The sequence below is a fragment of the Roseibium sp. JB4-4 genome (assembly GCF_055693425.1).
Window position 1 is genome coordinate 4665060 of sequence record NZ_CM146333.1, and the last position, 24967, is coordinate 4690026.

General features: G+C 55.2%; 18 protein-coding genes and 1 pseudogene. 8 read left to right on the forward strand and 11 right to left on the reverse strand.

The window, feature by feature from the left end:
* Positions 1-138 precede the first annotated feature (138 nt).
* The 4 genes from ACZ1HV_RS21940 to ACZ1HV_RS21955 are packed head-to-tail and all read left to right on the forward strand — an operon-like array spanning position 139 to position 6682.
* Positions 139-1668, forward strand: a complete 1530-nt coding sequence (locus tag ACZ1HV_RS21940; protein ID WP_298961433.1) for a DUF6212 domain-containing protein — start codon at positions 139-141, stop codon at positions 1666-1668.
* A gap of 6 nt (positions 1669-1674) precedes the next feature.
* On the forward strand, positions 1675-4518 hold the full coding sequence (locus ACZ1HV_RS21945) for a glycosyltransferase (RefSeq protein WP_472716300.1): 2844 nt from the start codon (positions 1675-1677) through the stop codon (positions 4516-4518).
* Positions 4515-5858 carry a polysaccharide pyruvyl transferase family protein gene (locus tag ACZ1HV_RS21950; protein ID WP_472716301.1) on the forward strand — a complete coding sequence of 448 codons (1344 nt, stop codon included), beginning with the start codon at positions 4515-4517 and terminating at the stop codon, positions 5856-5858. Before ACZ1HV_RS21945 ends, ACZ1HV_RS21950 begins: the two co-directional genes overlap by 4 nt.
* Complete coding sequence (locus tag ACZ1HV_RS21955) at positions 5855-6682, forward strand: glycoside hydrolase family 16 protein (protein ID WP_472716302.1); 828 nt, start codon at positions 5855-5857, stop codon at positions 6680-6682. The genes ACZ1HV_RS21950 and ACZ1HV_RS21955 overlap by 4 nt, the downstream gene beginning before the upstream one ends.
* Positions 6683-6786: 104 nt before the next feature.
* Here the strand turns inward: ACZ1HV_RS21955 and galE are convergent, their stop codons facing one another.
* Positions 6787-7815, reverse strand: coding sequence for a UDP-glucose 4-epimerase GalE (galE, locus tag ACZ1HV_RS21960; protein ID WP_298812954.1), 1029 nt, complete (start codon positions 7813-7815; stop codon positions 6787-6789).
* Positions 7816-8103: 288 nt separating this feature from the next.
* Between galE and ACZ1HV_RS21965 the strand changes: the two are divergent.
* From ACZ1HV_RS21965 to ACZ1HV_RS21975, 3 genes and pseudogenes are all read left to right on the forward strand, one after another.
* Positions 8104-9840, forward strand: a pseudogene (locus ACZ1HV_RS21965) (WD40 repeat domain-containing protein); the annotation flags it as partial.
* Between the two features lie 164 nt (positions 9841-10004).
* Positions 10005-10439, forward strand: coding sequence for a hypothetical protein (locus ACZ1HV_RS21970; protein WP_472718508.1), 435 nt, complete (start codon positions 10005-10007; stop codon positions 10437-10439).
* Between the two features lie 144 nt (positions 10440-10583).
* A complete protein-coding gene (locus tag ACZ1HV_RS21975; protein ID WP_472716303.1) occupies positions 10584-11471 on the forward strand; it encodes a protein-L-isoaspartate O-methyltransferase family protein in 888 nt (295 codons plus the stop codon).
* Positions 11472-11598: 127 nt separating this feature from the next.
* Here the strand turns inward: ACZ1HV_RS21975 and uxuA are convergent, their stop codons facing one another.
* The 8 genes from uxuA to ACZ1HV_RS22015 all read right to left on the reverse strand — a co-directional run bounded on the left by uxuA (position 11599) and on the right by ACZ1HV_RS22015 (position 20457).
* Entirely contained in the window at positions 11599-12813 is a 1215-nt protein-coding gene (uxuA, locus tag ACZ1HV_RS21980; protein ID WP_472716304.1) for a mannonate dehydratase, read from the reverse strand.
* Positions 12810-13919, reverse strand: a complete 1110-nt coding sequence (locus tag ACZ1HV_RS21985) for an ABC transporter ATP-binding protein (protein ID WP_472716305.1) — start codon at positions 13917-13919, stop codon at positions 12810-12812. The genes uxuA and ACZ1HV_RS21985 overlap by 4 nt, the downstream gene beginning before the upstream one ends.
* A 27-nt stretch (positions 13920-13946) precedes the next feature.
* Entirely contained in the window at positions 13947-14999 is a 1053-nt protein-coding gene (locus ACZ1HV_RS21990) for a carbohydrate ABC transporter permease (RefSeq protein ID WP_472716306.1), read from the reverse strand.
* The gene (locus ACZ1HV_RS21995; protein ID WP_298812937.1) at positions 14992-15960 is read right to left on the reverse strand and encodes a carbohydrate ABC transporter permease; all 969 of its coding nucleotides are present in this window, start codon (positions 15958-15960) and stop codon (positions 14992-14994) included. Before ACZ1HV_RS21995 ends, ACZ1HV_RS21990 begins: the two co-directional genes overlap by 8 nt.
* A gap of 68 nt (positions 15961-16028) precedes the next feature.
* Positions 16029-17303 carry an ABC transporter substrate-binding protein gene (locus tag ACZ1HV_RS22000; RefSeq protein ID WP_298812935.1) on the reverse strand — a complete coding sequence of 425 codons (1275 nt, stop codon included), beginning with the start codon at positions 17301-17303 and terminating at the stop codon, positions 16029-16031.
* Between the two features lie 23 nt (positions 17304-17326).
* Positions 17327-18391 carry a Gfo/Idh/MocA family protein gene (locus ACZ1HV_RS22005; protein WP_472716307.1) on the reverse strand — a complete coding sequence of 355 codons (1065 nt, stop codon included), beginning with the start codon at positions 18389-18391 and terminating at the stop codon, positions 17327-17329.
* Positions 18388-19407: a Gfo/Idh/MocA family protein gene (locus ACZ1HV_RS22010; RefSeq protein WP_298812931.1), complete on the reverse strand. Its 1020-nt coding sequence runs from the start codon at positions 19405-19407 to the stop codon at positions 18388-18390. Before ACZ1HV_RS22010 ends, ACZ1HV_RS22005 begins: the two co-directional genes overlap by 4 nt.
* Entirely contained in the window at positions 19408-20457 is a 1050-nt protein-coding gene (locus ACZ1HV_RS22015; protein ID WP_472716308.1) for a Gfo/Idh/MocA family protein, read from the reverse strand. It abuts the gene before it with no gap.
* A 128-nt stretch (positions 20458-20585) separates the two neighbouring features.
* On the opposite strand from ACZ1HV_RS22015, the gene ACZ1HV_RS22020 reads away from it, so the two are divergent.
* A complete protein-coding gene (locus ACZ1HV_RS22020; RefSeq protein ID WP_472716309.1) occupies positions 20586-21305 on the forward strand; it encodes a GntR family transcriptional regulator in 720 nt (239 codons plus the stop codon).
* A gap of 36 nt (positions 21306-21341) precedes the next feature.
* Here the strand turns inward: ACZ1HV_RS22020 and ACZ1HV_RS22025 are convergent, their stop codons facing one another.
* Positions 21342-23591, reverse strand: coding sequence for a glycoside hydrolase family 2 protein (locus ACZ1HV_RS22025; protein ID WP_472718489.1), 2250 nt, complete (start codon positions 23589-23591; stop codon positions 21342-21344).
* A 186-nt stretch (positions 23592-23777) separates the two neighbouring features.
* The gene (locus ACZ1HV_RS22030; RefSeq protein WP_472716310.1) at positions 23778-24791 is read right to left on the reverse strand and encodes a LacI family DNA-binding transcriptional regulator; all 1014 of its coding nucleotides are present in this window, start codon (positions 24789-24791) and stop codon (positions 23778-23780) included.
* Positions 24792-24967: the final 176 nt, after the last annotated feature.

Genomic DNA, 24967 nt, shown 5'->3' on the forward strand with positions numbered 1-24967 from the left:
AAACAGATAAAAAGTTTGACAAATTTCTATGTTGCGCCGCATTATTGTCACAAATAATCATGAATCTTCGGATTGTATACTTGATTAAGAGGCGTTCCTTTTGCTGAGGGCCGTTTCGTAGTTCTATTGGGGGCTTGAATGTCAGTCGTGGCCACACAAGATGCGTTTCCGGTAAACAACTCATCCAGGGAGATCCTGCTCCTCAAGGAGCTGACGCTTGTCGTCGTCGGTGTCTCTCGTCAGGATATTCCTGGCTCGCTTTTGGAGGCGGTCAAAACCGTCTGGTTTGAGGGTGTTGAGGAAGGTTATGCGCAATTCACGGACGAGAATTCCGGACGCTTTCAAGTCTCGGAAGCTCCTCTCTTGCCGCTTGCAGTCATCATGGATCCTTCTGCGAGCGATGAGAAAGACAGTTTTCTCAAATGGTTGCAACACAGAGGCGTGACACAGCTGCCGCCGGTCATCGGCTGGGGGCGCAGCGGTGAAGTGGAAGCAATCTCCTCGCTCGTGGGGCTGGTGTCTGAGCATGTCATATCCGGTGCGCGCCGCTTGGTGCTTTCCAGCCGGGAGCTCAAGACGCTCCGCAGCCTCAACGACGATCTTCAAAACCGTTTTGCAGCGCTTGAAGCGTTTTTGAACAGGCACGGTCTTCAGCCGCTCGATCTTTTGTTCAGCAATGAACCAGCGGAAAATCCCCTCAATCCGAACGTGCTTGCAAGTGCTTCAGCTGACGGCATAACTCAGATCCTCCCTGTGCCAAGCTCTGGCGTCAGCGGCATTGCGCTTCATGTCGAACAAGCCGGCTCCCGGCCGGACATCAAGCTGCGCGCGCAGCTCATGACGCTGGAAGATCTTCGGATCGTCGACACCTGGCATTTTTCAAGCGGAGACCTTGCGTCCGGCTGGAATATATTTGGGTTGTCGCGGTCAACCGCCGGGTTGAAACGGACACTGGAATTCCGCCTTCAGTCCGAACAAACCGAAGAAGACGTGCCGCGCTTGTCCGTGGGCGGTTTGCAACCTGTCGACATGTTTCAGGTGCGGGATGCCGCCAACGGTGTGTCAGTGCTGAAAAACAGTCTCGCACTTCAGGTCTGGGGCGGTATTCCAGGCGTCTCCATGCCGCAGCACGCCAACTACATACCGGCCCAATCGCAACAGGTCGATCTTGACGAAGGCTTTCGGGATGTGCCGATTGCCCCTGGTATTCTGGAACACGCAAGTCTTGCCAATTCCGACGAGGTGTCCTTCGACTTCGAGGCCATCATGCCGCTTCCGACAGAGCGCGCGATCGGTTGCCATCCACCTGCGGAAGGCATGACGATTGGTCAGTTGCCAGCCGCTTGCCCACCGCAGGTCATCCGTATGTCGGCCAAGGCCTTTATCGACAACAGTCAGGCTGCTGATATTGAATTTGCCATTGTGGTTGCGCAGGATCTGACTGCTGCCAAATCGCTCCTTTCCGGGGAACGGGAACAGACGGTTGGTGAAGCCTTTTCCGGCTGGAGTTCGGTGACCTACGGCGAGACGGCTCACGTCAGCGCATTTGCCAGCGAGCAGATCGGCGTCTGGCAGAATGTCTATTTCGCAACACGCATGAGCGAGCCGGGCGGTAATGATTTCGCCTGGGCAAAATTCGGCAATTTCCGCGCTGTTGTGAGCGGGTAGGCCGACATGCTTCAACAAACAGGTTCAAGACCGGGATTGCCGAATGTGCGTCATGCAATATTCGGTGGTTCCGGCATGCCAACGGCCACTGTTGCGATCGTTATTCCGGTGTTCAAGCACTCGGTTCTGTTGACAGAGGCGATCGACGCTGCCTTGGAGCAGGAAGCGCCTTTCAACATCGCGGTGATCATCGTTGACGATGGTTGCCCGTATCCAGAAACCGGTCAGACCGCCCGCGCTTACGCGTTGGCTCATGAGAATGTCTACTATCTGAAGAAGGCAAATGGCGGTCTGAGTTCTGCGCGTAACTACGGGATCGATTTTGCCTTGCGCAGTTTTTCCGATCTTGAGGCAATCTACTTCCTGGATGCAGACAATCGGATCACGCCAAGCGCAATCCGGGTGCTTATGGACTTTATGCGCTCTGATGACGACATAGACTGGGTCTATCCCAACATCGACAAGTTCGGGATTGAGTGGAACGGCAACTACACGACTGAGTATTCCCGTCTTCTGCATGTCACTTTCGACAATATCTGTGAGGCCGGCAGCCTGGTCTCCAGATCCCTCCTCGACGCCGGCGTTCGTTTCGACGAAAGCATGAAGTCCGGCTTCGAGGACTGGGATTTTTGGCTTCAAGCGATCTCTCTTGGTTTCAAGGGATCGAACTATCCGTTCTTCGGGTTCGAATATCGGCAGCGCGCAGAAAGCATGTTGCGGGACTCAAACCGCACGCGCGACAGCATCCTGAGTTACATTAAGGACAAGCACAAAAAGCTGTTCTCGACAGACACGCTGCTGGGCTGGGAACACGAAGAAGCTCCCCGTTTCGTTGCTTTTGGAGCAGACACTTATCTGGTGGATTTGTTCACCGATCCTTTGGCGCAACACGAAACGCACAGCATTGAGGAATTCGTGAAGACCTTCTGGTCGGCGCAAGCCGAGCCGGAAACCTTCGGCGTGCCGCCCTTTTGGCTCTGGCTGTCTCCGGCACACAGGGCAGCGCTCAGAAGCTGCGGTCTGTTGCACAATGTGCTTTGGCTCGGTGAGCGGCTCTCCGCGTCGCACCATTTTGTGGCACTGCGTTTTGAAAGCGACAAAGACAAGCTTGCAATTGACGTGAGTACACTTGGTGAAGGTGCTGAACTTTCCAAGAAGCCACTAGGCTGGATGTGTTCGCTCAGCATCATGAAGCAATGCGTGGAAGACAAATCCGACGACTGGATCAGGACCTTGAGGGGTGCGAACCCATCCCCGAAGATTGCCGAAATCGTGATCAGAGGACCGTTTTCAGCCGAAAATATTCAGGGAACGGCTCTTTCTGCTACCAACAGCCTGCTGGCAACGCTCGGTGCGCTGCGGGAATCGGGATATCGGCACGGACCCGACAAGCGCTGGATCTGGCGGTCGGTCTATTTTCCGGAGCGCAGCAAATATTATGAGTTGCTCAGACATAGTGTCGGTGCATCTCCGATCATGCCACGCCTGGCATCGAAGACAAAGCGGCTTCGCGTTGGGCTGCTGTTGCCGATCGCCACATATGGCGGTGTGGAGAAGGTTGCGTATGCGTCGGCTCGCGTTCTGAAAAACGCCGGCTGCGAGGTCCACCTCTATGTATTGGGAAAACCCGTCTACAACCGCATTGCTGACAATGATGGCGTTTTCGAGAGCATCAACTTTCTCGCTGATGACTATCCGTTGTGGGGCGGGCCGAACATGTTCTCCGGCCATGAATTGCTGATGGGACATGACGAGTATGCCCGCTCGGAAGAAGTGCTTGGCTTCTTGTCAGGGCTGGACGTCGTCATCAACAACCAGCTGGCTCCCGCAAATGCGATATTCGGCGAACTCAGGCGTCGCGGTGTCAAGGTCGTCAACTATGTGCACGTCCTGGACAGTTCCGAACTGGGCCGGCCCGCGGGTCATCCATATCTCACGCTCGCCTATGAGCATATCTATGACAGTGTACTGACATGTTCGCGGGACATGGCGGAATGGTTGCACGGCATGGGCGTGCCGATGGCCAAGCTGTTGCACATTCCCAATGCCGCCGGTTATCCGCTTGCAGTCGAGGATGCAAAGGCTCTTGCGGAGAGCCGGAAGCTTGGCCGGGACGGTAGATTGAGGGCGGTTTTTCTCGGTCGTCTGGACAGGCAGAAGGGCATTGAGCGGATCTTTGCCGCAGCACGAGCGCTTAAACAGCGCGGCATCGGCATCGACTGGCGCATTGTCGGATCGGATGTCATGGATGCCGACATAGGTGGATCGTGGAAAGACCGGTTCGCTGAAGCCGGTATACGAGTCGATCCGCCGATTTATGACAATCGCCATTTGAGCCGCCTGATGGCCTGGGCAGATGTCTTTGTGCTGCCTTCAAGATGGGAAGGCGCGCCGCTGACAATCATCGAGGCACAGCGTCTCGGTTGCATTCCGATTGCAACGGATGTCGGCGCCGTCGACGAATTGATCGACCACAAGGTCGACGGGCTGCTGTTGCGTGCGGACGATGACGGGGTGGCAACGCACGATCTGATCGTGGCACTTGAGGCCTTGTCGAAATCCGAAAAACTGCTCCAGACGCTATCAGCAAACGCTGCTTCGCGGAGCGCGGAACGCAGTTGGGAAAAAGCCTCCAGCCGTTCTTGCGCCAGCTTCACACCTGGTTCCCCGATCATTTGCAGAGCATCCGGCGCGCCAAGGCACCCAGCCCTCAAATGTCCCGGTCTCAGGCCACCCAAGGGCCGGCTCGCAAACCAACGAGTTTTCCCCGAGGCATCAGCGAAACCGGCAATCGTCGGTCCGGTAATCGAAGGGTTTGAGCCCTCATTTGGAAAGGTTTCTATCACATGAAAAAGCTCTTCGTTCTCAATGGCGGCGCTGCCGTCAAGCCGGGTAACAAATCGGCGTTCCTGAAAATCGATGATCCCTTGTCGGCATTTGCGCGCGGCGGCATCAATACCGGCGACGTCCTGGTTTATGACGCGATGCTCAAAGCGCTGGCCTACGACCAGATCACTAATGTTCAGTTTGCACATGCCGCAGATGAAAAACTGTGGCCGAAGGACGACTACGACGCGACTGTTATCCGGGGGTCGAACTACCTCACCGAAACAGTGGATATCGGCAATGTCATTCCCCTTTTGAAAAAACTGAAGGGACCGATTGTGCCGGTAGGCGTTGGTGCGCAGGCGGCAAAATACAAGAAACTTGAGCTGCCAAAAGGTAGTGTGGAAGCGTGGAAGATCATTGCAGACAAATGCGAAACCATCGGCGTGCGCGGTGTTTACAGTGCCGAAGTCTTCAACGATATCGGCATCAAGAACATCCGGATCATCGGATGCCCGAGTTTCTATCGGACCCTGAGACCGTCAATTGAAATCAAGCCGCTGGATCCGGCCAATGCCCGAGTGGGCCTGACGCTCAACAAATACCTGTCGGCCGACTATGCCTCTAACGCCACAAAGACGAACAGGATGCAAAGGGCGCTTATTCAAGCTGTCGCCAAACGCTCGGCAAACCGCCTGTATTCGCAAGGAGAACGCGAAGAAACGCTCGCGATATTCGAGACTGGAGAGGCCAAGCAGAAGCACATTCAGTCGATCCTCAACAAGTATCACCTTGAGGGAGACAAGGATGTCGAGGCGCTTGTGAGTGATCGCATGCAGGCCTTCTTTGATGTTGACGAATGGGCAGCCGATGCCAGAGAAAACGTCGACGTTCTTGTCGGGTTTCGTCTCCACGGCAATGTGATCGGTCTTCACCAGGGTATTCCTGCAGTGTTCTTTACCTATGACAGCCGGATACGCGAATTGTCGACGCTGTTCGCCATCCCTTCGGTCGAGATTGAAGACTATCTGCCGATCAATCTGGAGCGCATTTTCGAAAGTGCCGATTTCTCCAAGGTGCAGCATGTCTACCGTTTGAACTATGCGGAGTATTATCGCTTCCTTACGGAAAATGGTCTGAACCATGTGCTTGCAAAGCCGGTTGCATCGCCACCGGAGCAACCGCTGGTCAAGCCAAATCTCGTTCGGGTGGAGCAGTCGGTCGAGGACGTTACCGGCTGGTTCAGGAATGAAGTGGACTTCATGACAGGCGAAATCGAGACGCTGCGCAGCCGGGCGTGGAACCTGGAACTGAAGCTGCGTGAGAAGACAGCTCCAGACGCCAAGGAAAAACTGGCAAGTTGAGCAGGCTGCACATCGACCCCGATACAGAAGACGTGGTGAGCCGCCGGAAATTCCTTTCAGGACTGGCGGCCGGCACGCTGGCAGGTGCTGCCTCCCTGGCGGTGCCCGCGCCGCTGTTTGCCTTATCCTCGATCGATCTGCCGACGCCGCTTCAACAGACGAAGGGAGAATGGGCACTTACGTTTCGGGAGGACTTCAGCGATCGGAGGCAGTTTGACAAGGCATGGGAACGCGTGCGGATTGGTGGCGACGGTCACAAGACAATGCGCTTTCCAAAGAACGTTGTGCTTGCAAATGGTGAACTGAACCTTCGTCTCGGGCATCAGTCAGATCCGGAGCGACCGTTCACCGGCGGATACATTCGCACAAGAGACTTCCGTCAAACCTACGGGTATTTCGAATGTGAGATGCGTATTGCACGCGAAGCAGGCGTCAACAATGCCTTTTGGCTGGTGTCGGATCGCAGGACCGAGGGTAACACCCATTTCGAACTGGATGTCGCCGAAGTCAAATATCCCAATATCGTTCAGGTCACCGCACGGCGCTGGCGTCCTCAAAAGGATGTGCTGGCAGCAAGCTATCGCGCACATGTCCGTCTGGACGATGCATTTCACCGGTATGCAATGCTATGGACCAGCAATCGCTTCCGCTTTTATGTCGATGACCTGGAAGTCTTTGATGCGCCGAATGAGTTTGCTCATACCCCAGCTCTGGTTCTCTTGAGCAATGCCGTCGCCCCATTTGCTGGAAAGAATGATGGTGCCGTGGTTGGGGCGGCTACGGCGGTCCGCAGCGTTAGGGTGTTTCGGGACTTTCAGCAGTAGTGGTATCGGGAAACAGTGCGTGAGCTGGAACTGCTTTGCCGACAGAATGAGACAAAAAAGCCGGCAGTGTGCCGGCTTTCCTGTTTGGATGGGCAATCTTTTGTTCAGGCTGCAGTTTCATAGCCGCGCGGGTTGTTGAGAACCCATTTCCAGGTATCTCTGCACATGTCATCGAGACCGCGGGCTGCCTTCCAGTTCAAAAGGTTCTCGGCAAGATGTGTATCGGCATAGCACTCGGCAACATCTCCGCTTCGGCGTGGCGCGAAGGAATAGCGGATCTGTTTGTTGGACGCCCTCTCGAAGGCCTTGACCATCTGCAGAACACTGTAGCCATTACCGGTGCCCAGATTGACTGCAAAACAGTTTGAAGGGGCGGACCCGGAAGCCAGGATTTCATGTGCCCGCAAATGTCCTTCCACGAGATCAACAACATGGATGTAGTCACGCACACCGGTGCCGTCCGGTGTATCATAGTCGTTGCCGAAGACCGCGAGTTCAGTCCGTCGCCCATCCGCAACCTGTGTAATGAAGGGCATAAGATTGTTCGGAATGCCTTGCGGATCTTCACCGACGAGCCCGCTCTCGTGTGCGCCGACAGGGTTAAAATACCGCAAAATGCCGAACTGCCAGGTGGGATCGCTTGCAGCGGTGTCGCGCAGCATGTCTTCAATCACCAGTTTGGTCCGGCCGTATGGGTTGACCGCATGGGTCGGATGATTTTCGGTGAGCGGTAGAAACTGAGGTTCTCCATAGACCGTGGCGGAAGATGAAAAAATCAATTGCTTCACGCCGCAGTTGGCCATTGCCGACAAGAGACTGTGGGTGCCGACCACGTTGTTGTCATAGTAGGCAAGCGGCATTCGGGTCGATTCCCCGACCGCCTTCAGGCCGGCAAAGTGTACAACCGCAGTGCAGCCGTACCGTTTCATGATCTCCTCGATTTTTGACTGGTCGCGGATGTCGCCGATCTCCAACGCGACGTTCGCGCCGGTTATCGACGCCACCCGGTCCAAGCTCACATCGCTGGCGTTGGACAAGTTGTCCACGACGACGATGTCATGTCCTGCCTGAAGGAATGTCAAACAGCAATGGGAGCCAATGTAACCAGCGCCCCCGGTGATGAGTACAGTCATCTGGACCTCTTCAAGTAATTAATACTATAATAAAGCTAATTTAATTCGAAATTCGAAGTATTTTAGCTTTCTTACTTTGTAATTTTACTTGAAATCATAAATAGATCTAGGGGTTATTGGCGTATAAATTGAAGTGTTATTCTTGGCGACTGAAGCTGGTTAACGCTTCAGGTCTCGATTTGAGGCTGTTTTGCGCAGCTCCGAAGCCGTCCAGCCAAGCATTTCTTGGAAGCGGCCACTGGCAGTGTCATAATGAGCAAGTTGCCATTGCGACTTGGAGACAGCTGCATGAAACCCGCAATTGCTCTTCGCTTTTGTCTGAAAACGGTCTTCCGGCGAATACTTGTCCTTCTCGGCCTGTGTGCCGTTGGCAACGCTTTTGCCGGTGAAGAGACGAAAGAAAACAAAAGCCCGATATCGCAAAAGGTCGAATTGAGCGAAGGCTTCATCGCTGGTTTGTCCGGCCATTGGGCGGCCGCGGTCGACTATATCGCCTGGTCGCCAGACGGTACACGTGTCGCGACGGCCCCATGGGGTCCGTTCATCACCATCCGGAATGTCGATACAGGTGAAGCGAGCGCCGTCCTTTTTGGTCACAAGGGGGAGGTGGCCGATCTGGCCTGGTCTCCGGACGGAACGTATCTTGCAACTGCTGCTGAAGGTGATCCGGCCCGGCTGTGGGACGCTCGTACGGGCTCCCTGATCGTTGAATTTGACGGAGGCCTGCCGGAAGATTCAGCTGTTGCGTGGTCTCCTGACGGATCAAAAGTGGCCGCGACGATGGCCGGTGGGGTCGCACTGTGGTCGGTTAGGGAAAATGTCGGTGAGTTCTTTCCGGCGACCTATTCGACAGCACAAGCACTTGCCTGGTCGCCAAGCGGCAAATACCTCGCACTTGCTTCAACCGACTATGCGTCTTCTGATCCAAGTTTCGATATGTTGATATTTGATCCCAAAACTGGTGAACAGACCAATGTTCTGAAAGGGTTCGACGACACCATTCTTTCGTTGGCCTGGGCACAGAATGGCGAATTTCTTGCCGTTGGATCACAGGACCGCACGGCGCGCGTCTGGAATATCGATACCGGTGAGCTGGTGCTTGAAGTCGCTGACTTCGAGGATGATGCCGAAAAGGGGATCGCCTGGTCACCAGATAGCCAGAAGATCGCATTTGTGCTTGGCACAAATGACGTGCGCGTGGTCGATGTCGCGTCGGGCAAAACAGTTGCTGAATTGTCATGCGGAAGTCCGGACTATGTCTGCGTCAACGTTGTCTGGTCTCCTGAGGGAGGAGCGATCGCCGCCGCAGGCGATGATGGAGGACTTCGGCTCTGGGAAACGGAAAGCTTTGGCCAAACCTATTCAAGTGTGGACGAAGACAATTGGATTGGTGCTCTGGAATGGTCCCCGGATGGAGAACACCTTGCTGCCGGGTATTCCGATGATGCGCTCAGGATCTGGGATCGAAAGAACCAGGAAAAAACTCTGACGGTTCGCGGTCATGCCAAACCTGTCGACCTCGTTGCCTGGTCACCCGTCGCAAGCCGGGCCGCGATGGCTTTGGAGGACGGGCGCATCATCGTCTGGGACGAAACAAGCGGGAAACTGGTTGATGAACTGACGGGTCACGAGGCAGAGATCCATGTCTTGGCCTGGTCACCCGACGGTTCACTTTTGGTGTCCGCTGACCGAGAAGAGGTGAACATCGTCTGGGACATGGCAACAGGTCGGAAGATTGCGGCTCTGAACGGCCATGCCAACGATATTCTGACGCTCTCCTGGTCGCCCGATAGCGCGCAAATTGCCACTGGATCATGGGACGAGACCGCTCGCGTCTGGGAGGCGCGCACCGGCAACCAGATTTGGCTCCTGGAGGGCCATCAGGACGCAGTTCGTTCCGTTGCCTGGTCTCCGAATGGTACCATGATCGCCACTGGCGGAGACGAGAGTGTTGTGCGTTTGTTCGACGCCGGGACGGGTGCCGAAATCTCCCAGTCGGCAGTCCATGAAGACAGTGTTGAAAACCTCGCCTGGTCGCCGGAGGGGGACCTTTGGCGAGTGCTTCAGAAGACGGCACGGTCAAGGTCTGGGATGAAAGGACAGGCGAGGCGAAAAGCGTCTTTTGCTGTACCGTCGACAATTCAACTCAGCTTGCCTGGTCGCCGGACGGGTCACGGCTTGCTTCATCCATGCGCGCGCGCGTGGTGATCTGGGACCGTAACAGCGGCGATGTTCTGACGAGCGAAACCAGCTTTTCACACTACCCGCAGTTTCTTGTCTGGTCGCCTGATGGAAAGTTCATTGCTGCGGGGTCTGAATTCGCGCCAGCGCGTGTCCACGGGACAAGACATGGCTGGTGGGTTCGAGAGTTCAATCGCGATCAGAGAACGTTCAATTGGCTCGATTGGGGTGGGCCAGAGGGAGCAATTGTTGTGGGCGACGAGGCGGGTCTTGTCGAAAGCCATGATCTCTTTGAAGGACGGCGCAAAGCTTTTCTGATCGGCCAAGAAAGTGGCTGGGTTTCCTGCGATTGGGCGGCAAGCACCTGTCTCCGGGCTGATCATGGCGTGTTGCTGCAATCGGTTGAAAAGGATGGATTGATAAGGATCCCGATGCCTGATTGATAGCCGGTTGCAATAAGCTCTCAGATCGCCCGCTCTCCACCGTGGACAAGCATTTTGGGTACAATTCTGATTTCTGCAAGCGTCGACGCAATTATTCCGAAATCTTGCTCTTTGATAGCGCCAATTCAATCGGACAAAGCGAAGATGACACCTGAAGAACTCGCCATCGTGCGGTCTGCTTTTGCCAAGCAAATCTGTGCAACCGCAGGTGTAGACAAAAACAAAGACATAGAGCGTGCATTCAGCCGGGTGCACAGGGAAGATTTTCTGGGGTCTGATCCCTGGAGAATCTTAGACCTGGCGCACGCCCCCATTCAGCTTGCTGAAAACGATCCAGTCTATGCCTATCAGGATGCCTTGTTCGTATTGTCGTCGGCGCGGGGTGTCAACAATGGCAGCCCCTCGCTTCATGCCAGGATGCTGGGAGCGCTTGCACCCAAGACCGGCGAGACAATCGTCCATCTGGGTGCCGGGACCGGCTACTATACTGCGCTTCTTGCCGAGCTTGTCGGACCGGATGGTCATGTTATTGCAATCGAACTGGATGAAGCGCTGGCGCAAAGCGCGCGACCGGCGCTTGAAAGCCGTGCCAATGTCACGTTTCACGTCGATGATGCAGCGGTTTGGCCCAAAGACGAAGTCGATGGCATCTACGTGAATTTTGCGGTTCTGGCGCCATTGGAAAAATGGATAGAAGGGCTTGCTGCCAATGGCCGCCTGGTCGTTCCGCTTGGTGTCCCGGGAAAGCCCAACCGGCCTGCAGGTCCTCGGTTTTCCCGTCATGGCGCGGCTTTTCTCATTCAGCGTTGCACTGCAGGGTTTTCCGCCTCCCGGATATGTCAGGCCTTTTTCATTCACGCAGAAGGTGGTGCCGGCTCAATGAAGCGGCAGGAAGTAGAAAGACTGCAAGACGCTTTCCGACGCCCCGGCATCGAATTCGTTCAAAGTCTCATCTGGCAAAGACCCTCAGACCCAACCCGCTGTTGGTTTTCAACTCCTAACTGGGCCTTGTCTTATGATCCAATTGAATAACTAGCCCAACTTCTTCGCGCGGCGGGATGAGGTTTTGGACGGCGGGCAAACGTTTTCAGTGTCTCGGGCTGAATGCCCTCCAAGCTTGGCACGATGTTTAAAAGTCAAATTCTAAAACTTAGCCGACTTAGTTTCTCGTTTCTCTTTCGAATGCTGACATGACGCCTCTTAGTTCCGCCAGCCCGCGCATGCGGCCGATCAGGGGGTAGCCTGGCATGCTTGCGACGGTCAGGTCGCTGAGCAGATCTTGGCCGTGGTCTGGGCGCATCGGTATTTCACAGTCATCTCTGCCTTCCGCCCGCCTGCGTTTTTCCTCTCTTAAGAGAGCCTCGACAACGCCGACAATGTCGATATCGCCCTCCAGATGGGCTGCTTCGAAAAAGCTGGTTCTTGCGCGGTTTGCAGGGGCAACACGCATGGTGCTTCTCAAATGCGCAAAATGGATGCGCCCTCCAAGCCGTTCCACGAAACCGACACCATCAAACTGCGGTGAAACCCCAAGCGAACCGGTGCAAAGCGTTATGCCGTTGGCACTGATATCAACTGCCTCCATAACACGCCGGTAATCGTCTTCGGTTGACATGACCCTCGGCAGTCCCAACAGGGAGAAAGGAGGATCATCGGGATGGCAGCAAAGACGCAAACCGAGCCTTTCCGCTTCAGGGGCGACTTCGGAAAGGAAGTCGATCAGATGCTGGCGCAACTTGTCCGCTGATATATTTTTATAGCTTGATAGATGCACCCGGATCTCGTCGAGTGTCCAGGTGTCGTTTGCTCCCGGAAGACCGGCAACGATGTTCTGCTGGAGAGCATGGCGTTCCTGATCGCCTAGTTGGGAAACCCTTTCCCTGGCACGCTCGCAGAAGTCGGCGTCATAGTCGTTTGAAGCTCCCGGACGCTCTAAGAGAAACAGATCAAAGGCGGCAAAGTCGAGAAGGTCGAACCACATGGCTGTTCCGCCGTGGGAAAGCTTTCGTCTGAGATCCGTTCGCGTCCAGTCAAGGACCGGCATGAAGTTGTAGCACACGGTTTTGATGCCGCAGGCAGCAATGTTCTGCAGGCTGGTCTTGTAGTTTGCCACATGTTCTTTGAAATCCGCCGATTGCAGTTTTATCGCTTCTGAGACCGGCAGGCTCTCCACGACATCCCAGTGGATCGGCGTTGCGGTTTCGGGGCCGCCGCGGGAAATCAGGGCCTGCCGTTCAGCAATGTCTTTTTTGCTCCAGACAAGGCCAGGTTTGATGTGATGCAATGCACTGACAACGCCCTGCACTCCGACCTGATGCAATTCATGAATTCCGATTGTGTCGTGGGGACCAAACCAGCGCCAAGTCTGTTTCATTGAGCAGATGCCTCGGAAAAGTTGCCGGTTCTGTTTTTGCGCAGCGTCAGTCCGGTTTCAGTGTCGAAAAGATGCGTCGTATCGACATCGACTTCCAGCAGAAGCTTGTCGCCAACGGAGACATTCACCTGTCCAGGGCGATGGACGGTGATGTTGTCTCCCATGTCGCTGACCGCGTAGATGTAGGAGTCGCCGCCCAGCTGCTCGACCGATTTGATGTTCGCATTCAACCCATGGGTCGCATCGGATCCAGGTGCGATGTCGTTCGGCCGTATTCCCAGCGTTACCTTTGCGCCGTCTTTCAAGTGGAACCTGGCTTCAGGCAGCTCAATGCTTTCGCCGTTTTTCAATAAGAGGCGGTTTCCTTGAAGTTCGCCCTGAATGAAGTTCATTTTTGGCGAACCGATGAAGCCGGCCACAAAGATATTGGCTGGGTCGTTGAAGAGGTCCAGAGGTTTGCCATACTGCTCGACCAGTCCACTACGCAGCACTGCAATCTTGTCGGCCATTGTCATGGCCTCGACCTGATCGTGGGTTACGTAGATCATCGTGTTGCCAAGCTGACGGTGTAGTTGGGCAATTTCCGAGCGCATGTCGACGCGCAGCTCCGCATCGAGATTTGAAAGGGGCTCGTCAAAAAGAAAAATGCGCGGTTCGCGAACGACGGCACGGCCGATTGCAACACGCTGGCGCTGCCCGCCAGACAGGTCCCGTGGCCGCCTGTCCATCAATTCGTCGATCTGCAGCATCTTGGCGGCCGCGTTTATCTTCTCCTCAATGACCGGTTTCGGTGTCTTCAGGTTTTCAAGGCCAAAGGAGAGGTTCTGACGCACGTTCATGTGCGGATAGAGCGCATAGGACTGGAACACCATCGCAAGTCCGCGTTCGGCAGCAGCGACCTCATTCACCTGATCGTCACCAATATAGAGATCTCCGCTGGTGATGCTTTCCAGTCCGGAGATCATCTTCAGCAAAGTGGATTTGCCGCAACCCGAGGGGCCGACGAAAACGCAGAATTCACCATGGGCAACTTCCAGGTCGACACCCTTGATAACCTCAACGGCTCCGTAGGACTTTGTCACATTCTTCAGTCTGAGATCGGCCATTTTTGCGCTTCCCGCTCATTGTTTTGGTTATTTGCCACCAGTCGAAGCAATTCCGGTTGCGATGTATTTCTGCAAAAAGGCAAACACGAGGGCAACCGGCAGAAGGGTCAGAACCGTCATGGCCAGGAGGCTGCTCCACTGGGTGGTCATCTCACCCTGGAAGGAGTTCAGCGCCAGCTGCAGTGTGAAGTTATCCGATCTGGAAAGCGCAATCAGCGGCCATAGGAAATCATTCCAGCGCCACATGATGGCAAGGATTGCCAGCACGGCAATCGCAGGTGCGCTCAACGGAAGAACAATGCGCCAGTAGATTTTCCACTCACTCGCCTTGTCCATGCGCGCAGCATCCAGGATTTCGTCCGGGATCGTCAGCATGTATTGCCTCAAAAGAAAAATGCCGGTCGGTGTGGCGGCACCTGGAACAATGACCCCCCAGAGGCTGTCGAGCATCCCGAGTTCCTTGGTCACAATGAACAAGGGAACAAGAACTACGGTTTGCGGGATCATCAGAACCCCTATGACCATGGCCATAACCGCTGCTCTGCCACTGAACTTGTATTTTGCCAGCGCGAAAGCAGCCATTGAATTCACGATCAGCATGATCACCGTTGCCACAACCGTGATGAAGGTGCTGTTCCAGAAAAACCGCAGAAAATCGAACTTGCTGAAGAGATCGGTGTAGTTTTCGGTCGCGATCGAAATCCGTTCGATCGGTTCGCGGTCCTTAAGACCGATCTTGACAATTTGGTCCGGCGCGTCGAGGCGCACGACCTGGGAGGTCAATCCAATCCGCCGAACCTGCGCAACCGTCTCGCCTGCGAGTTCACCGCTGACGACCTTGTAGAGCGGCAGGGGCTTTGAATGCCCTTCAAGCTCAACCGTCTGAGCCGCATAGGGAAGAAAACGGGGCGGAAATCGATCGAGCTCTGCATCCGTCTTGAAGGATGACATGACCAGCCAGACAACCGGGCCGAACATCAGCAGGATGCCGAAAAGCAGATAGGCGTAGGTAAACCAGTCCGTCCAATGCAGCTTTCCGTGGCCGCGCGTGCGCGTCAGAAAATCAATTGCCTTAGCCATCTGCATTCCTCCTCGTGAACTTGAGCTGGAGGAAGGTCAAAGCTGCCAGGACGAGCGCCAGAATGATCGACGCTGCCGATGCCAGACCAAACAGCCTTGGCGCCCCGGCAAAACCTGTCTCGTAGATGTATTGGATGATAAGCGTCGTGGCCGAACCCGGGCCGCCTCCGGTGAAAGCGTAAACCTCATCAAACGTCTGAACGCCCTTGATGAGTGCAAGCACCATCACGACGAGCATGGTCGGCATCAAGAGGGGCAGTGTGATCCGGTAAAAGGTTCGGAAAGGCTTCGCGGCATCCATCGTCGCTGCGTCATAGACATCTCTGGGGATCGCTTGCAGGCCCGCCAGAAGGATCAGGGTATAAAAACCCATATGGGCCCAGACAGACAGAAACACGGACCAAGCGAAGGCCCAGTTCCGGTCGAGCATCCAGACAACGCGCTCCAGTCCAAGTTGCTCAAGTCCGGCATTCATCAGGCCGTTTCTCTGCAGGATCCACTTCCAGATCAAGGCGACGACGACCGGCGACAACAGCACGGGAAAGAAGAAGACACTCCGGAAAAATCCGCGTGCGCGAATTCTGCGGTTCAGGATCAACGCGGTCACGAGTGAAACGCCGACCATGATCCCGACTTGAAGGACGATGAACAACAGTGTGTTGTGAACGGAGCGCCAGAAAAGGTCGAGTTCGCAACTGTTTGCATCCAGATAGTTGGAGCAGGCTGTGAGCGCGGCGAAGTTCTCACCCGCCACGTAGGTCCGGTCCCAAAGCATGATGTTGTCAGTGCCGGTAAAGGCATAGGCGACATTCAAAAGGATCGGCAGGAACGCGAACAGGCCGAAGAGGACAAGATTGGGAAAAAGGAACACCCAGGCGATGGAATGTCCTCGCAGGTACCTTTGCGCATGCCTCATCGGGATGTCGATGAGGTCCATAAAGAAGGAAACAATTCTGATCATGACATCTTGCCCGCCAATGCCGAAGGGGGCGGGCGCTGGATGCGCCCGCCCTTAAGAGCTAACTGGTCTTATTTGCCAGCTTCCGCCAAGGCGGTTGCGAGGTCTTCCTTCGCGCGATCCATGGCGTCTTCGACGCTGAGCTCACCGACAATTGCCTGTGAAACCCTGGCCAGTGTGATGTTGAACATGGCCCGGTTGTTCTTGTAGCCCTGATACTTGAAGGCGACCGGCAGGATCTTTGCGACCTGCGCTCCCCAGGCGTTCAGTGCGTCGTTGGCCTTTTGCGAGGCGTCGATGTAGGTCACGCCCTTGGCCGCCACGCCGGAATGCGCAGGAATGTTGAGTGACTTGGCAGTGAGTTCGGCGTAGTTGTCCTCCTGAGCGAGATAGTCGATCAGCTTGGCAACGGTTTCAGGATGTTTGGTGTCCTTGAAACCCACAAAACCTGCGCCGCCCGGCATGCCGGAACAGCCAGCAGCACCGCAAGGCGATCCTACGACTTCCCAGTCAAAGGCGTCACCGATGGAGGAATCCATCCGCTGCACCTGCCAGCTGCCTGAGAAGTAATAGACGAGCTCCCCATTGATGAATTCCTGCGCCGCGTCCTGGTAGCTGGTGCCGCCGCTTGCGCCCCACACGTCCCGGGCCATGGTGCCGTCATTGTGCCATCCGACAAACTTGTTCACGTATTCGGTGAAAGCGTCATCGACGAGGATCGGATCGCCGTTTTCGTCAAAAAGTTTGGCACCGTAGGAAATCGCAGGACCCGCGATGCGGTGGCCGGACCGGTCCATAGCCATCGGAAACGGGGTTTGCGTTGCTTCTGCTACCTGGCGGGCAGCCTCGGCCCAGGTGTCCCAGTCCGCATCGGCCGCCGGTATTTCGACACCGGCCTGTTCGAACAGGGTCTTGTTTATGTAGGGGCCTGTGATCGTCAGCTGCGAGTGCAAGCCGTAGATGCCGTCATCGTCCGGTCCTGACCGGTACCAGTTCAATGTGTCGCCAAACGACGTTTCCCAATAGTCGCGATCCACGTAGGGCGCGAGATCGAGATAATACTCGTTGAGCCCACCGAGATCCGTCACCTTGGCGATATCCGGACCAGTTCCGGCTGCAAGCTGGACCGGCAGATTTTCCAGAATTGCCTTGTACGGCACCTTGTCCATGACAACCTTGACGTCAGGATTGTCAGCTTCAAAGCGCTGAATGATTTCCATAGCGGCTTCGCATTCGTTGCCGTCCGAGGAACACATGAGCCGAATTTCTTCAGCAGATGCCGCTCCTACGCCCAGCATAAGCGATGCGAGTACTGCACCGCTGGCAAGTTCGAGTTTCCTGTTCATCTTCACTCCTCCCTTTTCAGTATTCAGGTCAGCTGTTTTGGCTTCCAGCCTGAATAAAGTTCGTTGTCGGCAGTCAGCGGCAGGCTTATGGACCTGTTCTCGCGTGCTGCCTGGTAAATCGCGCTGACAAGCTCAATGGATTGTCGCCCGTCTTCAGCGCTTACGGCAAGTGTGCCGCCTTTTTCCAGTGCGTCCGCCAGAGCTTCAAAAAAGCCGGCGAACCCGGAAAGTCCGTCCTGCACCCTGGAAAGGACATCATCGACTTCCGATTGCGTGATGGGCGCACGGGCGACGAATGTCCATTCGCCTTCGGCAGGCGCATAGGGCTCGCTGCCACTTTCGGCCGTCAGGCCTTCAAAGCAGAACCGAATGCGGCTGGTGTTTGTCGATGCACCAAGGGTGATCGAACTGGTTGCTACACTGCCATTGACCATCTGGAATGAAATTGCAGCGCAATCTTCCACTTCGATGTCGTTCACACGCGTCGCAACCGCGGCGTTGACCCGCGCGGGAGCGCCCATGACAGTTGTGAGCAGATCATGATTGTGAATGGCGTGGCCCAGAACCGCACCGCCGTTTTCACCGTCCCAGGTCCCGCGCCAGGGGACAGCGTAATAGGCCTCATCCCTATCCCAGTGTGTTTCAAGACTTGCGGCATAAGGCTTGCCCGCAAGCCCGGCATCGATCAAAGCCTTGAGTTTTGCCATGCCCGGACCGAAGCGATACTGGAAAACCGGGGTCAGGCGGCGGTTTGCCTTTCTAGCGGCAGCCACCAGCTCGTCGGCTTCCTTGAGCGAGGTGACCAGCGGTTTTTCACAGACCACATGCTTGCCGGCTTCCAGGGCCTGCATGACGACCGGATAGTGAAGGTGTGGCGGTAGACAGACATCCACCAGATCGATTTCAGGATCTGCCATCACCCTGGACAGATCCGCCTCCACCTGGACGTTGGTGCCGGCGACAACGTCTGTCGCACGTTCAATGTCCAGATCGCACATGACTTTGACGGAATATCTCTCTGGCAGGGCGCGATACCCCTCCAGATGGGCACGGCCAATACCCGCACCAATGATCGCGACCCGGATCATGACTGACCTCGGTCTTCGGCGATGAGTTGCGCCTTAAGGCCAAGCTCCATAACCTTGAAAGCGTGGGTTTGGGACATCGCGGTTTCCGAACGGTTGTTGATGTCGTCGGTAAGTCGCTGAAAGTAGGGCAACCCGGATTGTGAGCAGTCGATCTTTTCGCACCGTGTGCCGTTCACCAGGAACAAGTGATCAATGCCGGGTTTTCCGGCCACGTCGACATATTTACGGAGCTCAAGATAGCCTTGGGTTCCCAAAATCGTCAGTCTGCCATCACCCCAGGTCGGGAGTGCGTCGGGTGTATACCAGTCCACTCGAATGTAACCGTGTCCCTGGGAACTTCGCAGAACGATTTCGCCGAAGTCCTGGAGCCCTGGGCGGTGCGGATTGGCGTAGTTAGCAACGCTTGCAGCGGTGATCTCGGCATCCGCTGAACCGGTGAAGTACAGAAACTGGTCGATTTGATGCGATGCTATATCCGTCAGGATGCCGCCATAGCTGTCACGCTCGAAAAACCATTCGGGCCGAGAGGCTTCGTTCAGTCGATGCGGTCCCATGCCAAGCGTTTGAACCACCTTGCCGATGGCGCCTTCCTGAACCAATTCCGCGGCGCGCGTAACACTTGCCACTTCGAACCGCTCAGAAAAGTTCACTGACCAGATGCGGCCGGTCCGTTCAACACAGCTTTTGATCGCATCCAGCTGTTCCAGCGTCGTGCAGCCGGGTTTGTCGACCATGACGTCCTTGCCGGCCTCCATCGCAGCAATCGCCAACTCCGCGCGTTGCGAAGGCACCGATGCAATCAGCACGAGGTCGATCGCAGGGTCATTGAAAATGTCTTCCCGGTTCTCGACCATCGGTACATCCGGAAAACGTTTGGCGAAGCCTTCATGGGTTTCAGGCTTTCCCAGTGTCCACCAGGATGTGAACTCTGCCCCAGCCAGCTTCATGTTCTCCGACATTCCAAAAATGTGCCGGTGATCAATTCCCAACGCGGCGAACTTGAGGGGTTTTGACATTCAGTGCTCCAATTGGGGGATTGCTACGGCTGACTTTTGCGATGCGGACTGGATCAGAGCCTGGATCAACCGGTGCACCCGCAAGGCTTCGCGGCCGCTGCATTTCGGTGCACGCTTGTCGGCAATTGCATCGGCCATATCCTCGATCACTGCCTGGTGCCATTCGTGGGTAAATGCCATCGGATCGGCTCCTCCGCCCGTCGCACTTTCCTCGCCTAAAGTCTCGACGCTGCCATCATGCATGAGGATCTCCAGTCGGCCGGATTTCAGGGCCGCCGATCCATGCTGGCAATGAAGTGTGATCGATTCCGCACCACCAGGGAAACTTGCCGTGCTGGCAACGAGAGAGCCGACTGCGCCATTGTCAAATCGCAGTCCGGCGCTGACAAAATCTTCTGCTTCCAGATCGTGAAGGGAGGTCTTTGCTGCCATTGCCTGAACCTCAATGACCGGGCCGGTTAGGGACAAGGCAAGATCCAGTGTGTGGATCGCCTGGGAAATGAGCACACCGCCGCCATCGCGCTGGTAGGTCCCGCGACCGGGTTCGTCGTAGTAGGATTGCGCTCGCCACCAGGGAACCGTGATCTCCACCAGGGCGATTTCTCCCAATGTTCCTCGTTTCAGAACTTTGTCCAGCTGTTTTGCTGAAGCGCGCATGCGATGCTGGAAGACGATGCCGAGTGGAACGCCCGCGGTCTCACAGCGCCTGACAATGTCTTCAGCGGCCTCATATGTCCGCTCAATCGGTTTTTCCATAAGAATTGGCAGGCCGCGATCGGCAAGCGTTGCGACCATGTCTGACCGAGCATTTGGCGGTGTACAGACAATCACAAAATCCAGGTCCTTATCGGACACCAATTCCCGAAGGTCGGCGTAGATCTTCGGTGCTGCAGGTAGAAAACCGGATGCTTCGGTCAAGAATGCCTCGGCGCTTTTTTTGCTGCGCGACAGAACGCCTCGCAATGAGACCCCGCCGTTTGTAGCGGCAATGGCGCGTGCGTGGGTCTGCGCCACCATACCAAGTCCGACCAAGGCTACTTGCATACTCATTAGGACCTTCTCGACCACCTTTATTTATCAACTAGCACACCGGTATACCGGTTGTAAATAGATGCGTGTACCGGTATACCGGTAGGTAAGAATCCGGAATTTTCCTGTATCAATTTGGTTGAAAAACAATGACGACAAGTGCCAATAGTCCGGCACGCACGGACTTGGAATTCAAGCGTATTGACGCTTCCAAACCAGCGGGCGATCAGATCTTCGGATCAATAAAACACGCCATCCTGAATATGGATCTACGGCCCGGGTGCATTGTCTCCGAAGCCGAAATTGCAGCAAAATTCGGAGCCAGCCGGACCCCTGTTCGAGAAGCTTTCATGCGCCTTCGCGAGGCGGGGCTGGTGGTCACTTATCCCAGCCGAGGCAATTTTATTTCCAGGCTCAACAAAGAAAAAATCCTGGAAGCCCGCTATTTGCGGGAAGCCCTTGAGATGGCGAATATTCGCCGCCTGGCCTCGGGCGGTTTGCCCAGTGCGTCCCACGATCGCTTGCTTCAAAACCTGAATGCGCAGGAAGATGCTGTCGCCATTGGCGATGCAGTCGTCTTTGGAAACCTGGACGACGCATTTCACCTTGAACTTGCCGAAGCAACGGGATTTCCACGCGCCGCACAGGTGCTGGAGAAAGAAAAGATGGTTCTCGACCGTCTGCGTGTTTTGTCGCTCAGGGACAAGAACCATCTTGGATTTCTAAAGGACGAACATGCGCGGATTTTTGAAGCAATTTGCGCCCGGGACCTTACTGAAGCGGTGCGTTTTGGCGAATTGCATTTCTCCTCCATCTTGAAAGTCCTGGCTGACCTTGAGATACGGCACTCGGACTATTTCGACGATTGAGTAGCAGCAAGTTGTCGATCGGGGATACGGGCAGGGCTACTCGACCTGAAGAGTGAGCCTCTTTTCGGGAAACCTGGACGTTTTCACACTGATATGCGCGTTCCCCTTCTTACCTGACTGCGCACGCACCCAGAAGCCGGTGCCACCACCTCTCAGGGCGACCTTTTCGGGCCCGATGAGTTCAATCGGTCCATCGAGTTCGATGGAAACGCTGTCATTCAAGAAGGTGAGCGGATTGCCGACCTGGTCCAGAGCCTTTGCCAGAACACGCGTTTCATTGTGGTCCGGATTGAGCGTCATCCGATCAGGTTCCAGACGCAACTCCGTTGCCAGAGGGTTGGCGACAAAATTCCGCGTTACGACCGGCTCGCCATTTAAGTAGCCTGTAAATTCGACATCCGGCCAATCATGCCCCCAGACCCCGAGTGCGTCTTCGGCTTCCGTACTCAGTTCGAGGCAGAACGGTGGATGCGGCAAATGTGGAAAGTTTACTGTGTCGCGGAAGATCTCGAAGCTGTTGCCATTGGAATAGGTCATTCTGATTTCATCGCAGTTCGACAACACCATAAGCGGAAGTGTGCCGCCAATATTGCGTTCACCACGCGCCCATATACTGACAGGCTCCAATATCACCTTGCGGTTCGGGCTGGTCTGGCTTGCATAGGCGTAACCTGCAAGCTTCATTTCCCGAAACATCGTCATGACACCGTGATAGCAAACCCTGTCGCCCGATCCGAAATCCTGATGTGTGTTGTAATCGAACATGCACCAGCCAATGCAGCCTGAAACGGCATCGTCACCATAAGCAGCGTTCAGAATTTCAAGGTGCCGGGTAACGTGCTCTATTTGCCGCTGTTCCTGATCGAATATCTTGGTGGGATACATGTGACCATTATATTCGGTCACGAGGTAGGGCACCGGTTTCACAAGTCCCGTGGTTTCCTTCCGGTCTCTCAGCGGCGTTCGCGGACGATTGACACGAGGATCTTCAAACGATCCCAGAACGAAATCGTTGAATGTATAGACATCTTCAAGCAACGAACTTTCGGTATCTTTGCGAATTCCACCCGTCTGTCTTGTCCTGTCCAGTTCCCGGGCAAGCGCATTGGTGCGTTGATAAAAGGCGTCGTCGTCAGCAGATTCATTGATGCGGACACCCCAGAGTACGATGGAGGGATGGTTCCAGTCCCGCTCGATCATGCGCCGCACATTTTGAACAGCTTCGTCTTTCCAGGTCTCGCCACCAATATGCTGCCAGCCGGGTATTTCCTCCAGAACCAGAAGTCCGATCCTGTCGCAATGATCCAGGAACCATGGCGATTGTGGGTAGTGAGAGGTTCTGACGATATTGCAGCCCAACTCTTCCTTCAGCAGTTCGGCATCGCGTTCCTGTGAAGCGCGCCCTTGTGCGTAACCGGAATAGGGAAACGACTGGTGCCGGTTCAATCCGATCAGCTTCACCTTCCTGCCGTTGAGGAGGAAGCCCGCCGGTGTGAATTCTGCCGTGCGGAAGCCAAAGACTGTTTCGAAAGTGTCTTTTGAACCATCTGCGCGCATTGCAAGGCGAAGCGTATAGAGGGCAGGATTGTCCAGGTCCCATAGCGATATGTTTTTTAGATTCTCGAACGCCAGAGCAGCAATCTGGTGGGCAGCAAGGTCTGTAGTGCTCGCCGCAATGATTTCGCCGTCAGGGGAGACCAGTTCCCCATGAAGCTGACCGTTGACCGCCGTTTGAGCAGGATTGCTCAACCAGATCCTGGCAAAAACACCGGGTGCTTCGCTCAGTGTGTCTTGCGTCTCGATCTTCACTGTCTTGATCGAGATACTGTCAGCAATTTGCAGCCAGGCTTCGCGATAGATACCGGCATAGGTCAGGTAATCGATACGGCCGCCAAAGGGTGGGATGTCCGGATTTTCCGATCCATCCACGCATACGGTGATCAGGCATTCGCCGTCGCGAAATGCCTCTGTCAACCGGATTTCAAAAGGCGTGTAACCGTCCTTGTGTCCGGCAACTTGCACCCCGTTCAAAAAGACCGATGCATTCGCCATGACACCGTCAAAAACGAGATTGATCTCCTTGTCCTGAAAGGCGTCGGACCATTGCAGCTTCTTTTGATAGGTGAAGGGTTTTTGATAGGAGCGTTCGTCAAAATAATCGAACGGCAATTCGACGGCAGTGTGCGGTAATCTTACTGTCTCACCGACGAGGTGCTGACCTGCCATTTGCGGCTCAAAACCTGCGACGAAGGTCCAGTCTTCACAGAAATTCAGTTTCTTGGGCATTGGTGGTCCTGTCCGGCGGAAAACGTGGGTCCGGTCGGGCGGATGCGCCATTGGATCCACCCAACCGGAACTACCTGAGGGGGCAATTGCCAGTGGGACGGCTATTGCAATCCTCAAGTTCGACAAGAATGGGACGGCACCGAGTGTCTGTTTAGTAAAATTTTACTAAAATTTTTGATGAGAGTTTTACTTCACACTATTCCGCCAGATTATCGGAGCCTGAATGACGACTTTCTTGGCGATGTCGCGTCCTGAAAGCCGTTCCAGCAGCTGATTGACTGCAGAAGTTCCGATCTCCTCCGGCGCGAGCCTAACGCTTGCCAGGGCCGGGTCCAAAAGCTCCGAAGCAGGGTTGTCGTTGAACCCGACCACCGCTACGTCCTGCGCGATTTTCAGACCGGCATCCCGGACGGCCTTGTAGGCTCCAACCGCCATGTCGTCGGTGCAAGCCACAATGGCATCAGGTCTTGGTTCTACGGCAAGCAACTCACGCGTACATTCAAGACCGTTATCCGTCGTGTTGCCTGCCAGAGAGACGAGAGAGCTGTCGAATGAATCCTTTGTCCCCAGCCAGTCCTTATAAGCTTCAAATCGTGCTTCATAAATCTCAGGATGTTCTCCAAGCGAACACCCGCCGATGAAACCAATTCTGCGATAGCCTTTGGACGTCAATCCGGTCATGAGCTGTTCGGTGGCGGAGTAAAGATCGTGCCCGACGCTGTCAAAATCGGGTTCCTCGGGCAAGAAATCAGCAAAAACGATCAGGTTTTGCCAAAAGTCCCGTGCCTGTCGGTGGATCCCAGACCCTTGTCCTACGACAATGGCGCCCCGCGTTTTGCCGTCAGGCTGGAAAAGCTCCGGATAGAGGCACTTAACAGTTACCACGTGGACATCTAGCTCAAGACACCGGCGCTCGACACCGTTCTTCAGTCTTGAATAGTAAGACCCTTCGGAGACGTGCTTCCAGCGTTCTCCAAGTTCAAGGTATATTTCTGAAACCTTCGAGCGGTAAGACCCCCGCCCAGCAGCGAAAATGTTCCGGCGTTCCTTCAGCGGCTTGTAATCGAGCTCTTCCGCGACAGCGACAATGCGTGCACGGGTCTTCGGCGAAACGGAGATCGTGGCATCCCTGTTCAGGACCCTGGATACCGTTGCGATCGAGGTGCCGACAATTTCAGCGATGTCTTTAAGCTTGGCCAATTGTCCTACTTGCCGGAATGAACGCCGATAAGGGGGAGCGGATTACAACATCCCGGACCTCATAGGAATTCCAATATGCTCGGATTTCAAGATGCCAGCCAAGGATTGTGTGTGAACTGCTTCACAAAAAAAGCCCGGCAACGCATCGCCGGGCTCTTTCCAACTGGTTTGATCGG

Excerpts from the sequence above, each read along its gene's own strand:
- ACZ1HV_RS21940 (WP_298961433.1), top strand. The coding sequence starts at position 139 with ATGTCAGTCGTGGCCACACAAGATGCGTTTCCGGTAAACAACTCATCC.
- ACZ1HV_RS21945 (WP_472716300.1), top strand. The coding sequence starts at position 1,675 with ATGCTTCAACAAACAGGTTCAAGACCGGGATTGCCGAATGTGCGTCAT.
- ACZ1HV_RS21950 (WP_472716301.1), top strand. The coding sequence starts at position 4,515 with ATGAAAAAGCTCTTCGTTCTCAATGGCGGCGCTGCCGTCAAGCCGGGT.
- galE (WP_298812954.1), bottom strand. The coding sequence starts at position 7,815 with ATGACTGTACTCATCACCGGGGGCGCTGGTTACATTGGCTCCCATTGC.
- ACZ1HV_RS21970 (WP_472718508.1), top strand. The coding sequence starts at position 10,005 with ATGCGCGCGCGCGTGGTGATCTGGGACCGTAACAGCGGCGATGTTCTG.
- ACZ1HV_RS21975 (WP_472716303.1), top strand. The coding sequence starts at position 10,584 with ATGACACCTGAAGAACTCGCCATCGTGCGGTCTGCTTTTGCCAAGCAA.
- uxuA (WP_472716304.1), bottom strand. The coding sequence starts at position 12,813 with ATGAAACAGACTTGGCGCTGGTTTGGTCCCCACGACACAATCGGAATT.
- ACZ1HV_RS21985 (WP_472716305.1), bottom strand. The coding sequence starts at position 13,919 with ATGGCCGATCTCAGACTGAAGAATGTGACAAAGTCCTACGGAGCCGTT.
- ACZ1HV_RS21990 (WP_472716306.1), bottom strand. The coding sequence starts at position 14,999 with ATGGCTAAGGCAATTGATTTTCTGACGCGCACGCGCGGCCACGGAAAG.
- ACZ1HV_RS21995 (WP_298812937.1), bottom strand. The coding sequence starts at position 15,960 with ATGATCAGAATTGTTTCCTTCTTTATGGACCTCATCGACATCCCGATG.
- ACZ1HV_RS22000 (WP_298812935.1), bottom strand. The coding sequence starts at position 17,303 with ATGAACAGGAAACTCGAACTTGCCAGCGGTGCAGTACTCGCATCGCTT.
- ACZ1HV_RS22005 (WP_472716307.1), bottom strand. The coding sequence starts at position 18,391 with ATGATCCGGGTCGCGATCATTGGTGCGGGTATTGGCCGTGCCCATCTG.
- ACZ1HV_RS22010 (WP_298812931.1), bottom strand. The coding sequence starts at position 19,407 with ATGTCAAAACCCCTCAAGTTCGCCGCGTTGGGAATTGATCACCGGCAC.
- ACZ1HV_RS22015 (WP_472716308.1), bottom strand. The coding sequence starts at position 20,457 with ATGAGTATGCAAGTAGCCTTGGTCGGACTTGGTATGGTGGCGCAGACC.
- ACZ1HV_RS22020 (WP_472716309.1), top strand. The coding sequence starts at position 20,586 with ATGACGACAAGTGCCAATAGTCCGGCACGCACGGACTTGGAATTCAAG.
- ACZ1HV_RS22025 (WP_472718489.1), bottom strand. The coding sequence starts at position 23,591 with ATGCCCAAGAAACTGAATTTCTGTGAAGACTGGACCTTCGTCGCAGGT.